Annotated in this window: 13 protein-coding genes and 1 pseudogene; 9 read left to right on the forward strand and 5 right to left on the reverse strand. The window is 55.9% G+C overall.

What is annotated here, in order from left to right; translation table 11 throughout:
• Positions 1 to 24: 24 nt before the first annotated feature.
• The 3 genes and pseudogenes from fliZ to K7B04_RS20165 all read right to left on the reverse strand — a co-directional run.
• Positions 25 to 510, reverse strand: a pseudogene (gene fliZ / locus K7B04_RS20155) (flagella biosynthesis regulatory protein FliZ); the annotation flags it as partial.
• Positions 511 to 570: 60 nt separating this feature from the next.
• Positions 571 to 1290: an RNA polymerase sigma factor FliA gene (locus K7B04_RS20160; protein WP_064544586.1), complete on the reverse strand. Its 720-nt coding sequence runs from the start codon at positions 1288 to 1290 to the stop codon at positions 571 to 573.
• A gap of 166 nt (positions 1291 to 1456) precedes the next feature.
• Positions 1457 to 3244 carry a FliC/FljB family flagellin gene (locus tag K7B04_RS20165; RefSeq protein WP_223802845.1) on the reverse strand — a complete coding sequence of 596 codons (1788 nt, stop codon included), beginning with the start codon at positions 3242 to 3244 and terminating at the stop codon, positions 1457 to 1459.
• A gap of 265 nt (positions 3245 to 3509) precedes the next feature.
• On the opposite strand from K7B04_RS20165, the gene fliD reads away from it, so the two are divergent.
• Genes fliD through fliT form a run of 3 tightly spaced genes read left to right on the forward strand, consistent with a single transcriptional unit; the run spans position 3510 to position 5725 of the window.
• Entirely contained in the window at positions 3510 to 4916 is a 1407-nt protein-coding gene (gene fliD / locus K7B04_RS20170) for a flagellar filament capping protein FliD (RefSeq protein ID WP_223802846.1), read from the forward strand.
• Between the two features lie 24 nt (positions 4917 to 4940).
• Positions 4941 to 5351 (forward strand): flagellar export chaperone FliS, encoded by a 411-nt coding sequence (gene fliS, locus K7B04_RS20175; RefSeq protein WP_064544546.1) that lies wholly within the window; start codon positions 4941 to 4943, stop codon positions 5349 to 5351.
• Positions 5351 to 5725: a flagella biosynthesis regulatory protein FliT gene (gene fliT / locus K7B04_RS20180; protein ID WP_223802847.1), complete on the forward strand. Its 375-nt coding sequence runs from the start codon at positions 5351 to 5353 to the stop codon at positions 5723 to 5725. Before fliS ends, fliT begins: the two co-directional genes overlap by 1 nt.
• A gap of 42 nt (positions 5726 to 5767) precedes the next feature.
• Here fliT and yedD read toward each other — a convergent pair whose 3' ends face one another.
• The gene (gene yedD, locus K7B04_RS20185) at positions 5768 to 6181 is read right to left on the reverse strand and encodes a lipoprotein YedD (RefSeq protein WP_223802848.1); all 414 of its coding nucleotides are present in this window, start codon (positions 6179 to 6181) and stop codon (positions 5768 to 5770) included.
• Between the two features lie 149 nt (positions 6182 to 6330).
• Positions 6331 to 6642 (reverse strand): flagellar hook-basal body complex protein FliE, encoded by a 312-nt coding sequence (fliE, locus tag K7B04_RS20190; RefSeq protein ID WP_163448962.1) that lies wholly within the window; start codon positions 6640 to 6642, stop codon positions 6331 to 6333.
• A gap of 216 nt (positions 6643 to 6858) precedes the next feature.
• On the opposite strand from fliE, the gene fliF reads away from it, so the two are divergent.
• Genes fliF through K7B04_RS20220 form a run of 6 tightly spaced genes read left to right on the forward strand, consistent with a single transcriptional unit; the run spans position 6859 to position 13233 of the window.
• Positions 6859 to 8529: a flagellar basal-body MS-ring/collar protein FliF gene (gene fliF, locus K7B04_RS20195; protein ID WP_223802849.1), complete on the forward strand. Its 1671-nt coding sequence runs from the start codon at positions 6859 to 6861 to the stop codon at positions 8527 to 8529.
• The gene (gene fliG / locus K7B04_RS20200) at positions 8522 to 9517 is read left to right on the forward strand and encodes a flagellar motor switch protein FliG (RefSeq protein WP_163448960.1); all 996 of its coding nucleotides are present in this window, start codon (positions 8522 to 8524) and stop codon (positions 9515 to 9517) included. Before fliF ends, fliG begins: the two co-directional genes overlap by 8 nt.
• Entirely contained in the window at positions 9510 to 10208 is a 699-nt protein-coding gene (gene fliH / locus K7B04_RS20205; RefSeq protein WP_163448959.1) for a flagellar assembly protein FliH, read from the forward strand. The genes fliG and fliH overlap by 8 nt, the downstream gene beginning before the upstream one ends.
• Positions 10208 to 11578: a flagellar protein export ATPase FliI gene (gene fliI / locus K7B04_RS20210; protein WP_163448967.1), complete on the forward strand. Its 1371-nt coding sequence runs from the start codon at positions 10208 to 10210 to the stop codon at positions 11576 to 11578. The genes fliH and fliI overlap by 1 nt, the downstream gene beginning before the upstream one ends.
• Before the next feature lie 21 nt (positions 11579 to 11599).
• The gene (gene fliJ, locus K7B04_RS20215) at positions 11600 to 12043 is read left to right on the forward strand and encodes a flagellar export protein FliJ (RefSeq protein ID WP_064544537.1); all 444 of its coding nucleotides are present in this window, start codon (positions 11600 to 11602) and stop codon (positions 12041 to 12043) included.
• A complete protein-coding gene (locus K7B04_RS20220) occupies positions 12040 to 13233 on the forward strand; it encodes a flagellar hook-length control protein FliK (protein ID WP_223802850.1) in 1194 nt (397 codons plus the stop codon). Before fliJ ends, K7B04_RS20220 begins: the two co-directional genes overlap by 4 nt.
• Positions 13234 to 13333 lie beyond the last annotated feature (100 nt).

A 13333-nucleotide genomic window follows, 5' to 3' on the forward strand; every position in this document is an offset into this window, starting at 1 on the left:
GTTGTTCAGCGCCTGCTGGTGATGAAATCGCAGGTATTTACGTAGTGCAATACGATAATTGTTGGTGCTGGTATCCGGCAGCCACGCCTCCAGCTTGACGTCAGCCTGGCGCTCCAGCAACAGCGTGCGCGGCACCTGTTGCGCGGAGAAGTGGTTGCCCAGGCGACGCAAACGTACGACGTATTCACGTACGGTACCGGCGCTCATGTCGGTATGTTCGAGGAGGTATTGTTTGAAGCCGATGATATTGAAGAAGGCGCTCTGCTCTTTGCAGTGCAGATCGCCGCAGAAACGGCACAGCGCCGACCACGCATCGCGTTCCTGCTGCCAGGCCGCGTCGTCCATCAGGGTATCGAGACGGGATATCGCGATTTTATTGACTATCTCCCCCTGCCGGACCAGCGTGATGCGGTCGAGCAGTTTATGACAGTGCGCGCAGTGTGTTTGGCTGTGTTTGAAGTCTTTCAAATAGCGGCTTAACGGCCGTCTTTTTACCTGCATCATCATGATAACTCCGGGTTTTCATTGATTAATGCGGCATTCTTTGGTTGAACGTAACGTTATACCAACCTACAGCTTACCCAGCTTGATGCGCAGACGCTTGATCGCCTGACTGTGCAACTGGCTGACGCGCGATTCCCCGACTTCCAGCACCGCGCCAATCTCTTTGAGATTGAGCTCTTCCTGGTAATAGAGGGTTAACACCAACTTTTCACGTTCCGGTAAGGCTTCAATCGCCTCCATCACGCGCTGGCGAAGATCGCCTTCCAACAGTTGATGCAGAGGGTTTTCGTGCTGATTCTCTTCCGTCACCAGTTCAATGCTGTCGCCATACTCTTCTCGCCACTCGTCGTAGGAAAAAAGCTGGCTGTTATTGGTATCTAACAGCACCTGACGGTATTCCTCAACCGCAATCCCCAATCGCTGCGCGACTTCGGTTTCTGTCGCGTTTCGTCCCAGCTCTTGCTCCAGTTGACCCAGCGTTTGCGCAACTTCACGCGCGTTCCGCCGGACGCTACGCGGCACCCAGTCACGGCTGCGTAATTCGTCCAGCATCGCCCCACGGATGCGTTGCACTGCGTAAGTGGTAAATGCCGTACCTTGCAGAGCGTCATAGCGTTCAACAGCATTCAATAAGCCGATACCGCCCGCCTGGAGCAGATCGTCCAGTTCCACGCTCGCCGGCAAACGCACCTGGAGGCGCAGCGCTTCATGGCGCACCAACGGCACATAGCGTTGCCATAGCGAGTGTTTATCCATTACACCTTCAGCGGTATACATTGAATTCACGATAAACAGCCCTGCATTAATATGAGTTATCGGCACGATTATCCGTTTCTATAGCCGTTTTAATCGGTGGAACAGTGGGAGAAATGTGGGGTTATTTGCGCAGTAAAGTGAAATTTAAGTAACAAAAAAACCCCGCCGAGGCGGGGTTGAGTCAGGTTGAGAGCGATTAGCCCTGCAGCAGAGACAGAACCTGCTGCGGTACCTGGTTGGCTTTCGCCAGCACGGAGTTACCGGCCTGCTGGATGATCTGCGCTTTAGACATGTTGGACACTTCGGTCGCATAGTCGGCGTCCTGAATACGGGACTGCGCTTCAGACAGGTTGGTGGTGGTGTTGTTCAGGTTGGTTACCGCGGAATCCAGACGGTTCTGGATAGCACCCAGGGAAGAACGGAATTTGTCGATGGAGCTGATAGCAGCGTCCAGGGCAGCCAGAGGATCTTTGGTTGCAGTGCCTGCAGCAGTAGCTTCAGTAGTAACTTTACCTGAAGCTGTAACGAACACATCAGAACCTACAGCTTTTGCATATGGGTTAGAACTGCTGTTATCTACAGTCACACCATCTGCTAACAAGTTAGCATTAACTGTTACAGCACCAGTATCGCGGTCAACTTTATATTGAGTAGTAAAGCTTGCAACGCTCGTCAGATTTCCTGATGCATCTTTATAAGTACCAGCTGCTTTACCAACCTTAGCACCATCGAAATCGATGCTACCAGCCATAACACCAGAGGTATAATTAACTTTAGCATCAATAACTGTACCGTTCGCGGGAGTACCAGTTGAATCGGCACCAGCAGCCATTGCCATTACTTCATCTTTAGATATAGTAGCGGTGTAAGTCATCTGACCAGCATTTGCGCCACTAGTATTAAAGTTGTAAGTCGTACCATTCAGGCTCAGAGAGGATGTGATTGGAGTACCAGCTTTAGAGTTATCAGCCGCTGCTTGCATCAAATCATCGAACTTAACTCCGGCCGCCGCACCAGCAGCGTTGTTTGTCGTCAGGTTTCCTGCGCTGTCGAGATAAGCGGTTTTACCACCGATAGTTACATTACCATTAGTGTCCACATCAAAATCGACGCTATCGGTTGAACCATTTGTAGCGGTATATACACCTGACACAGTCCCCGTTGACGGCACCAGACCACCAGCGAATGCTTTAACACCTGTATTGGCTACGGCTGCATCATAGGTGAAGTTCCCTTTTGCAGCATCATAGGTATATGTCGTTGTTGTGTTAGTTGCCCCTTTGACAGTAACATCAACCGTATCGCCAGTTTGCAGCTTAGCGAAAGCATCATTAGCAGTAACTGCATCATTCAAAGTCTTCAGATTATAAAGGCCAGAACCAGGAGCTGTTTCAGTAGCGCCTGCAGCCGTCAGATTACTAACGGTTGCAGCTTTATTATTTACAGTACCGGACCCATTCACATTAAAACCGTTCAACCCCAGAGTATCAGAGTCAATTTTCTTCAGGTCGATAGAGATAGTCTGACCATCGTTCGCGCCAACCTGAATTTTCAGAGAACCATCTTTAGACAGCACGTTCACGCCGTTGAACTGGGTCTGACCGGATACGCGGTCAATTTCAGACAGACGAGATTTGATTTCGTCCTGGATAGAAGCCAGGTCAGAATCGGAGTTAGTACCGGTAGTGGCCTGAACGGTCAGTTCACGCACACGCTGTAAGTTGTTGTTGATTTCAGACAGCGCGCCTTCAGTGGTCTGCGCCAGAGAGATACCGTCGTTGGCGTTACGCGCAGCCTGAGTCAGACCTTTGATGTTGGAGGTGAAACGGTTAGCAATCGCCTGACCTGCAGCATCGTCCTTCGCGCTGTTAATACGCAGACCAGACGACAGACGCTCAATAGAAGTCGACAGAGCAGACTGGTTCTTGTTGATATTGTTCTGAGTGATCAGCGAGAGGCTGTTGGTATTAATGACTTGTGCCATGATTCGTTATCCTATATTGCAAGTCGTTGATTACGTAATGGGTTTCCACCCGTCGGCTCAATCGCCGTCAAACTTGTTATCGTCTGCCGTTAAACAACCTTTAGAATTTTTTTTCGCAATCACGCATTTTTTTAGCCGCCGAAATACTCTTTTCTCTTGCCCTTATTCCCGCCATTAAAAATTTAGAATTAAGCGTAAACTTTGTGACATTCAGGCCGATAACCCCGGTATTCGTTCTACGTGTCGACAGATAAAAGGAAATCACATGGCAAGTATTTCATCGCTGGGAGTCGGGTCGGGCCTGGATTTAAGTAGCATTCTTGATAGCCTCACCGCCGCCCAGAAGGCGACGCTGACGCCTATCTCTAAACAGCAGACGTCTTATACCGCAAAGCTGAGCGCCTACGGGACGCTGAAAAGCGCGCTGACCACGTTCCAGACCGCTAACACCGCGCTGTCGAAGGCTGACCTGTTTTCCGCCACCACCACCACCAGCAGCAGCACCGCGTTTAGCGCCACTACGGCAGGGAATGCGATTGCCGGGAAATACACCATCAACATCAGCCATCTGGCGCAGGCGCAAACGCTGACCACCAGCACCACCAAAAGCGATACCAAAACCGCAATCGCCACCAGCGACAGCACGCTGACCATTCAGCAAGGCGGCGGCAAAGATCCGATCACCATCGATATCAGCGCGGCCAACTCCTCGCTGAGCGGTATTCGCGATGCCATCAACAACGCGAAAGCGGGCGTCAGCGCCAGTATCATCAACGTCGGTAACGGCGAATATCGTCTGTCGGTGACCGCAAATGACACCGGTAGCGATAACGCCATGACGTTGACCGTCAAAGGCGACGACGCGCTGCAAAGCTTTATGGGTTATGACGCCAATGCCAGCAGCAACGGGATGGATGTCTCGGTTATTGCGCAGAACGCCCAGTTGACCGTCAACAACGTCGCCATTGAGAACAGCAGCAACACCATCAGCGATGCGCTGGAAAACATCACCCTGAACCTGAACGATGTCACCACCGGCAACCAGACGCTGACCATCACTCAGGACACCACCAAGGCACAAAAGGCCATCAGCGACTGGGTCACCGCCTATAACTCGCTGCTGGACACCTTTAGCAGCCTGACAAAATACACCGCCGTAGATCCGGGTTCCGATAGCCAGAGCGCAAACAACGGCGCCCTGCTCGGCGACTCGACGCTGCGCACGATTCAGACTCAGCTCAAAAGCATGCTGAGCAACAGCGCCAGCTCCTCACAGTTCAAAACGCTGGCGCAGATCGGTATTTCTACCGACCCGAGCACCGGCCAGCTTGAGCTGGATGCCGACAAACTCACCGCCGCGCTGAAAAAAGACGCTACCGGCGTCGGTACTTTGATCGTCGGCGACGGCAAAAAAACCGGCATCACCACCACCATCGGCACCAACCTGACCAGTTGGCTTTCCACCACCGGCATCATCAAGGCCGCCACCGATGGCGTCAGCAAAACGCTGAACAAATTAACCAAAGACTACAACGCCGCCAGCGATCGTATCGATGCGCAGGTTGCGCGCTACAAAGAACAGTTTACCCAGCTGGATGTGTTAATGACCTCGCTGAACAGTACCAGCAGCTACTTGACGCAGCAGTTTGAATCGACCAGCAATTCCAAGTAATCACTTTTGATCGGGAGAGACATCATGTACGGGGCAAAAGGTACGCAGGCCTACGCACAGATTGGAGTGGAAAGCGCCGTCATGAGCGCCAGTCAACAGCAGCTTGTCACCATGCTGTTTGACGGCGCGCTCAGCGCGCTGATCCGCGCCCGCCTGTTTATGCAGGACGGCAACCAGCAAGGGAAAGGTCTTTCCCTGTCGAAAGCCATCAACATTATCGAAAACGGGCTGAAAATTGGCCTGGATGAGGACAGCCGCGACGAGCTGACGCAGAACCTGCTGTCGCTGTATGCCTATATGGTCAGACGCCTTCTGCAAGCCAACCTGCACAATGATGTTAGCGCCATTGAGGAAGTTGAGGCGTTAATGCGCAACATCGCTGATGCCTGGAAGGAATCTCTTCTTACGCCTAACTTGATTCAGGACGCCGTCTAATGAGCCATGCACCGCACCTTTATCTGTCGTACCAAAAGCTGGTTGAAAAAAGCAATCTGATGCTACGGCTTGCCACGGAGGGACTGTGGGACGAATTAATCGCCAGCGAAATGGAGTACGTCAATGCGGTGCAAAAGATTGCTCAACTGACGCGAGAGAGCCAGCCAACGGAACCGCTTCAGGAACAACTTCGCCCGATGCTGCGTAAAGTGCTTGATAACGAAAACACCGTAAAGCGCCTGTTGCAGGCCCGCATGGACGAACTGGCGAAGCTCGTCGGACAATCGTCAATCCAAAAAACGGTAATGACCACCTACGGTAATCAGGGCGGCCACGTGCTGGTTCCGCAGGATAAGGTTGACCTGAATCATTGATGAATAGTGCTCCGGCATCAGCTATGCCGGAGCGACAAAATCTTACGGCAGCACCGACGGCAGCGGCGCTTTAGTTAATGCGTTGGCACATTCTACCGTCGGTCGCTCAACCCGCTGCAACGTCATTCCATCGTATTTCAGCGAATTACCATCGCGTTCCACCGCATAAACATCCAGCTTATTGGTCACGTTGTAGACATCGCTATCACGCAGGGTGAGTTTACCCGGCAGCGCAATCACCCGCTGCCACTGACGGCAGTCCAGCGTGTCGCCGTCGCGAGTGACAATCAGGCTGGCTATCGCCTCCGGGCTGACCAGCGCGCGCTGCGGCCCCATGGTCTGCCAGTAGCCCGCCATCCCCGCCGGAGCAGGCGATTTCACCACGGTTGAGTAGTCTTCGATCTGCGCACAGCCCGCCAGCACCATCAGCGCTGCCACAATGGCTAACTTTTTCATTATTCATCCTGTTCCGGGAGAAAAAAACAGGAACATTATAGCGTTAAACCTGCGGGGGTTTCACGGAAAAGACGGTGCGTAGAGGGTAATCCGGACGAACGGAGGCAGGACTCTCCCAACATTGAACTCCATTGAGAGAGTGACAGAAGCTAGACTTGCATCCCCATCACTTCCTGATAGGCGCTCACCAGTTTATTACGCACCTGAATCCCCATCTGCAATGAAACAGATGCTTTTTGCAGATCGGTCATCACATCGTTCAACGCGATTCCCGGTTCACCTAATGAGAACTTCTCCGCCTGCGCTTTGGCGCTATTTTGTGTATCGCTGATGCGGTCGAGCGCCGCGTGCAGCTGCCCGGCAAAGCTGATGGTTGGCTGTGTATCCACGCTTTGACTGCGAGCCATTGATGCCGTTGCCTGCATCTGCGACAGCACGCCCTCAATACCCTGAATCGCCATGTTGACTCCCAGATTGTGTTTAACCTGAGAACGAGCTTATCAGTTTGTCAATAAGATAAAGGCGCTAAATAGCGCTATAAAAACGGGTTATTTGGCCCATCAAATTTCCCGAAGCATCAAATAATGGCATAGCTGTTTTTATGTGTTTTGCGCCAGGGAGTCTGCTTTGTTTTCGTTTACGTTTAACGCCATTGATCAGGATCGACGAGGTGCGCAATGAGCGCGAGTGCTACGGCTACGCCACAAAATAAAACTGTAGAATGGGTCAATCGCCTGCGCGCTAATCCAAAAATCCCACTGATGGTGGCCGGTGCCGCCGCGGTGGCTATTCTCGTGGCAATGGTACTGTGGGCCAAATCCCCGGACTATCGCACGCTGTTCAGCAACCTGTCCGATCAGGACGGGGGGGCCATCGTGACCCAGCTGACCCAGATGAACGTCCCCTATCGTTTCGCCGATAACGGCGGCGCGCTGGAAGTGCCCGCTGACAAAGTGCATGAACTGCGCCTACGTTTGGCCCAGCTCGGCCTGCCGAAAGGCGGCGCGGTAGGTTTTGAACTGCTCGATCAGGAAAAATTCGGCATCAGCCAGTTCAGCGAGCAGGTGAACTACCAACGCGCGCTGGAAGGTGAACTGTCACGTACCATCGAAACCCTCGGTCCGGTCAAAAGCGCCCGCGTGCACTTAGCGATGCCAAAACCTTCGCTGTTCGTACGCGAGCAGAAATCCCCTTCTGCCTCCATTACCGTCAACCTCGAACCGGGCCGCGCGCTTGATGAAGGGCAAATCTCCGCGGTTGTCCATCTGGTCTCCAGCGCCGTCGCGGGCTTACCGCCGGGTAACGTCACCGTGGTCGATCAAGGCGGCCATCTGCTGACCCAGTCCAATACCAGCGCACGCGACCTGAATGACGCGCAGCTGAAATATACCGCCGACGTTGAAGGCCGCGTTCAGCGCCGTATTGAAGCGATTCTTGGGCCGATCGTCGGCAACGGTAATGTGCACGCGCAGGTCACGGCGCAGGTGAACTTCGATAATAAAGAGCAGACTGACGAACAATATCGTCCGAATGGCGATCCTAACCAGGCCGCCATTCGTTCGCGTCAGGTCAGCGAAAACGACCAGGTCGGTAGCCCGTATCCGGGCGGCGTTCCGGGCGCGCTGTCAAACACCCCTGCCCCAGCGCCGTCAGCACCGATTGCTAACCCACCGGCGAATCAGGCCAACGCGCAGAATGCCAATACCCGCACAGCCACCACCACCGGTCCGCGCAATACCCAGCGTAGCGAAACCAGCAACTTTGAACTCGACCGCACCATTTCGCACACCAAAAAGAACGTTGGCGATGTTCAGCGCCTGTCGGTCGCCGTGGTGGTCAACTATCGCAATCTGCCAGACGGTAAGCCGCTGCCGCTGACCAGCGATCAGATGAAACAGATTGAAGATTTAACCCGCGAGGCGATGGGCTTCTCCAGCCAGCGCGGCGATACCCTGAACGTGGTCAACTCGCCGTTTAACAGCAGCGATGACAGCGGTGGTGAACTGCCGTTCTGGAAGCAGCAGTCGTTTATCGATCAGCTGATGTCCGCCGGTCGCTGGCTGCTGGTGCTGATTGTTGCCTGGCTGCTGTGGCGTAAAGCGATTAAACCGCAGCTTGTGCGCCGTGAACAGGCCGCCCAGGCCGAGGTGGAAAAAGCCAAAGCGCAGCAGGAAATTCAGGAAGCCGTTGAGGTTCGCCTCAGCAAAGATGAACAGACCCAGCAACGCCGTGCCAACCAGCGCCTGAGCGCCGAGGTGATGAGCCAGCGTATTCGCGAAATGTCTGATAACGATCCGCGCGTGGTGGCGCTGGTCATTCGCCAATGGATGAATAACGACCATGAGTAATCTTACCGGAATCGACAAAAGCGTCATTTTGCTGATGACGATTGGCGAAGATCGCGCCGCCGAGGTGTTTAAGCACCTCAGCACCCGCGAAGTACAGCAGCTCAGTACCGCCATGGCGGGCATCAAGCAGATCTCGAATAAACAGCTGACCGACGTGCTGGCCGAGTTTGAGCAAGAGGCCGAGCAGTTCGCGGCGCTGAGCGTTAACGCCAATGAATATCTGCGCTCGGTGCTGGTTAAAGCACTGGGCGAAGAGCGCGCCTCCAGCCTGCTGGAGGACATTCTCGAAACCCGCGAAACCACCAGCGGGATCGAGACGCTCAACTTTATGGAACCGCAGAGCGCCGCCGATATTATTCGCGACGAGCATCCGCAGATCATCGCCACCATTCTGGTCCATCTCAAGCGTGGTCAGGCGGCCGATATTCTGGCGCTGTTCGATGAACGTCTGCGTCACGACGTGATGCTGCGTATCGCCACCTTCGGCGGCGTGCAGCCGGCCGCGCTGGCGGAACTGACAGAGGTGTTGAACGGTCTGCTCGACGGCCAGAACCTCAAGCGCAGCAAAATGGGCGGCGTGAGAACGGCGGCAGAAATTATCAACCTGATGAAAACGCAGCAAGAAGAAGCGGTTATTACCGCGGTACGCGAATTCGACGGCGAGCTGGCGCAAAAAATTATCGACGAAATGTTCTTGTTCGAGAACCTGGTCGAGGTCGACGATCGCAGTATCCAGCGCCTGCTGCAGGAAGTGGATTCCGAATCGTTGCTTATCGCGCTCAAAGGTTCCGAGCCGCCGCTACGCGAGAAGTTCCTGCGCAATATGTCCCAGCGTGCTGCCGACATTCTGCGCGACGACCTCGCCAACCGTGGCCCGGTACGTCTGTCGCAGGTCGAGAACGAACAGAAAGCCATTCTGCTTATTGTGCGTCGTCTGGCCGAAACCGGCGAGATGGTGATTGGCAGCGGAGACGACACCTATGTCTGATACCACGCCGTGGAAAGTCTGGCAGCCTGACGATCTCTCGCCGCCGGTGGAGGTGGAGTTTACTCCCCTCACCCTCGACGAACCGGACGCCGTGCAGGAAGAAATTTCTGCCGAGCAGTTGCAGCAACAGCAGTTGGCTCAGCTACAGATCCAGGCTCATGAACAGGGCTATCAGGCCGGGCTGCGTGAAGGCCACGCCGCCGGTCAACAACAGGGCTATCAGGAAGGTCTGGCGCAGGGGCTCGAACAGGGCCTGGCACAAGCCAAACAGGATCAGGCCCCTATTCATGCCCGCATGCAGCAGCTGGCGAGCGAATTTCAGCACACCCTGGATACGCTCGACAGCGTGATCGCCTCACGTCTGATGCAGATGGCGCTGGAAGCCGCGCGACAGATTGTCGGCCAGATGCCGGTGGTCGATAACACCGCGCTGATCAAACAGATTCAATCGCTGCTGCAGCAAGAGCCGCTGTTCAGCGGCAAGCCGCAGCTGCGGGTCAGCCCGGAAGATTTACCGCGCGTCGAGGAGATGCTGGGCGCCACGCTGAATCTTCACGGCTGGCGGCTGCGCGGCGACCCAACGCTGCACCCCGGCGGCTGTAAGGTCTCCGCCGATGAGGGCGATCTCGACGCCAGCGTGGCCACGCGCTGGCAGGAACTGTGCCGCCTGGCGGCACCGGGAGCCTGCTGATGACCGTGCGCCTGACCCGCTGGCTGAACACGCTCGACAACTTTGAGGCCCGCATTGCCCAGCTTCCCGCCGTGCGCCGTTACGGCCGCCTGACCCGGGCCACCGGGCTGGTGCTGGAAGCCACCGGGCTGCAGTTGCCGCTTGGCGCAACCTGCATTATTGAGCGTCAACAGGGTACAGAGATGCAGGAAGTGGAAGCCGAAGTGGTCGGCTTCAACGGTCATCGCCTGTTTTTAATGCCGCTTGAAGAAGTTGAAGGCATTTTACCCGGCGCACGGGTTTATGCCCGTAGCGCCGTCGGCGACGGACTGCAAAGCGGTAAACAGCTTCCGCTCGGCCCGGCGCTGCTTGGCCGCGTGCTCGACGGCAGCGGCAAACCGCTCGACGGCCTGCCCGCGCCGGATACCACGGAAACCGGCGCGCTGATCACGCCGCCGTTCAACCCACTCCAGCGTACGCCGATTGAGCACGTGCTGGATACCGGCGTGCGGCCAATCAATGCCCTGCTCACCGTCGGTCGCGGCCAGCGTATGGGGCTGTTTGCCGGCTCGGGCGTCGGTAAGAGCGTACTGCTCGGCATGATGGCGCGCTATACCCGCGCTGACGTCATCGTCGTCGGTCTTATTGGCGAGCGTGGTCGCGAGGTGAAAGATTTCATCGAGAATATTCTCGGCACCGAAGGCCGCGCACGTTCCGTGGTGATTGCCGCGCCCGCCGATGTTTCTCCTCTGCTGCGTATGCAGGGTGCCGCTTACGCCACCCGCGTGGCGGAAGATTTCCGCGATCGCGGACAGCATGTGCTGTTGATCATGGATTCACTGACCCGTTACGCAATGGCGCAGCGTGAAATTGCGTTGGCGATCGGCGAACCGCCGGCCACCAAAGGCTACCCGCCTTCGGTCTTTGCCAAGCTGCCCGCGCTGGTTGAACGCGCCGGGAACGGCATCAGCGGCGGCGGTTCGATCACCGCGTTTTATACCGTGTTAACCGAAGGCGACGATCAGCAGGATCCGATCGCCGACTCCGCCCGCGCCATTCTCGACGGCCATATCGTGCTGTCGCGACGGCTGGCCGAGGCCGGTCATTACCCGGCAATTGATATTGAAGCCTCTATCAGCCGTGCCATGACCGCGCTGATTAGCGAGCAACACTACGCGCGAGTGCGCAATTTTAAACAGCTGCTTTCCAGTTTTCAGCGTAACCGCGACCTGATTAGCGTCGGCGCGTACGCCAAAGGCAGCGATCCGATGCTGGACAAAGCCATCACGCTCTGGCCGCACCTGGAAGCATTTTTACAGCAAGGCATTCTTGAAAAAGCAGACTGGGAATCATCAATCCAGGCGCTGGAATTGATTTTCCCAACGTCATAGTGAAGCAAGAGGATCACCAATATGGCGCAGCACGGTGCATTAGCAACGCTTAAAGAACTGGCAGAAACCGATGTCGACAACGCCGCCCTGGTGTTGGGCGAGATGCGACGCGGCTGCCAGCAGGCGGAAGAACAACTCAAAATGTTGATGGACTACCAGCTTGAATACCAGAACAGCCTGAATAACGACATGACGCAGGGGATCGCGAGCCTGCGCTGGCAAAACTACCAGCAGTTTATTCAGACACTGGAAAAAGCCATTGACCAGCATCGTCAGCAGCTTATTCAGTGGAACAACAAAGTCGAACAGGCGCTGAACTTCTGGCGCGAGAAAAAACAGCGTTTGCAGGCATGGCAAACGCTACAGGACCGGCAGGCCTCTGCGGAGCTGCTGGCGGAAAACCGGCTGGATCAGAAAAAGATGGATGAATTTGCCCAACGAGCAACCATGAGGAAACCAGAATGATCACTCTGCCTAACCTGACCATCAGCGATGCAAGCCTCGCAGGGGCCGATACCGCAGCCAAAACCGCAGGCGGCGCCGAGGATTTTCTGGCCCTGCTGGCGGGTGCATTAACGCAAGCCGGCGATGCAACAAACGCGGGCAAAATCGCCCAACTGTCCGGCGAGGACGCGGCGGCGCTGCGCGATGTCAAAGCGAAAGGTCAATCCATCACCGAATGGCTGGTACAGCAGGAAGCGACACGCGCCACCGCTGAGATTGGTGAAGCGACGGATATCAGCGAACAAAGCGATGCGCAAACGCTGCTCAGTTCGCTGGCGGCACACCTTAAAGGCGAAATAGCGTCAGGTAAGGATAAGCTCAGCGATAAAGAGAGCGACGAGGACAAACTCAGCGACGACGAACAGGGCAGCCTGAATGCGTTGATGGCGATGCTGCCCACGCCGCCGCAAGCCCCGCAGACGGCGGTGAACTCGATCGCCAGCGCCACCAGCGATACGCTGAATGCGTTAAACGCGCCACTCAAACGTGACTCAGCAAAAGCCGACGGTTTTATCGATGTGAAAAGCACTCCGGCCTCGCAACCGCAAACCGATGCCCGTGCGCTATCCGCCGACGCCGCCTTTGTGATCCCGGCGCAGAAAGCAGAAGCGGAAAGCACGCCAAGCCCAACCGCGCCAACGGCGACGGTGTCGCCGATTTCGCCACAGAGCAGCAGTTCACTGGCCGCCCCGATGGCCGCCAGCGCCAACGTCCATGCCCAGCTTGGTACTCCGGACTGGCAGCAGAACGTCAGCCAGCACATCACGCTGTTTACCCGTCAGGGCCAGCAAACCGCCGAACTGCGCCTGCACCCCGAGTCGTTAGGCCAGGTACACATTACGCTGAAGGTGGAAGATAACCTCGCGCAGATCCAAATGGCCTCGCCGCACAGCCACGTACGCGCGGCGTTGGAAGCCGCTCTGCCAGTGCTGCGCAGCCAACTGGAAGACAACGGAATCCAACTGGGCCAGAGCAATATCAGCAGCGACGGCTTTGCGGGCCAGCAACATCAGCCCTCTTCCCAGCAATCGTTCGCCTCGCGCGCTGACGCCAACGCCAGCGATGCTCAGGATGACGCTGAGATGCTGGCCGTCCCTGCCGCCCTGCACGCCGCCTCTCGCGGCGATAACGCGGTAGATATCTTCGCTTAAACGCCAGAGGTAACACGATTATTCCCGTCTTTTCCACGCTTTGACCGGCGCGGGAGGCGGGATAATCATTGGATAAGCAGTAGTAAAAAGGAAGACCGCA

Source organism: Kluyvera sp. CRP (assembly GCF_019930565.1).
Taxonomy (GTDB): Bacteria; Pseudomonadota; Gammaproteobacteria; order Enterobacterales; family Enterobacteriaceae; genus Kluyvera; species Kluyvera georgiana_A.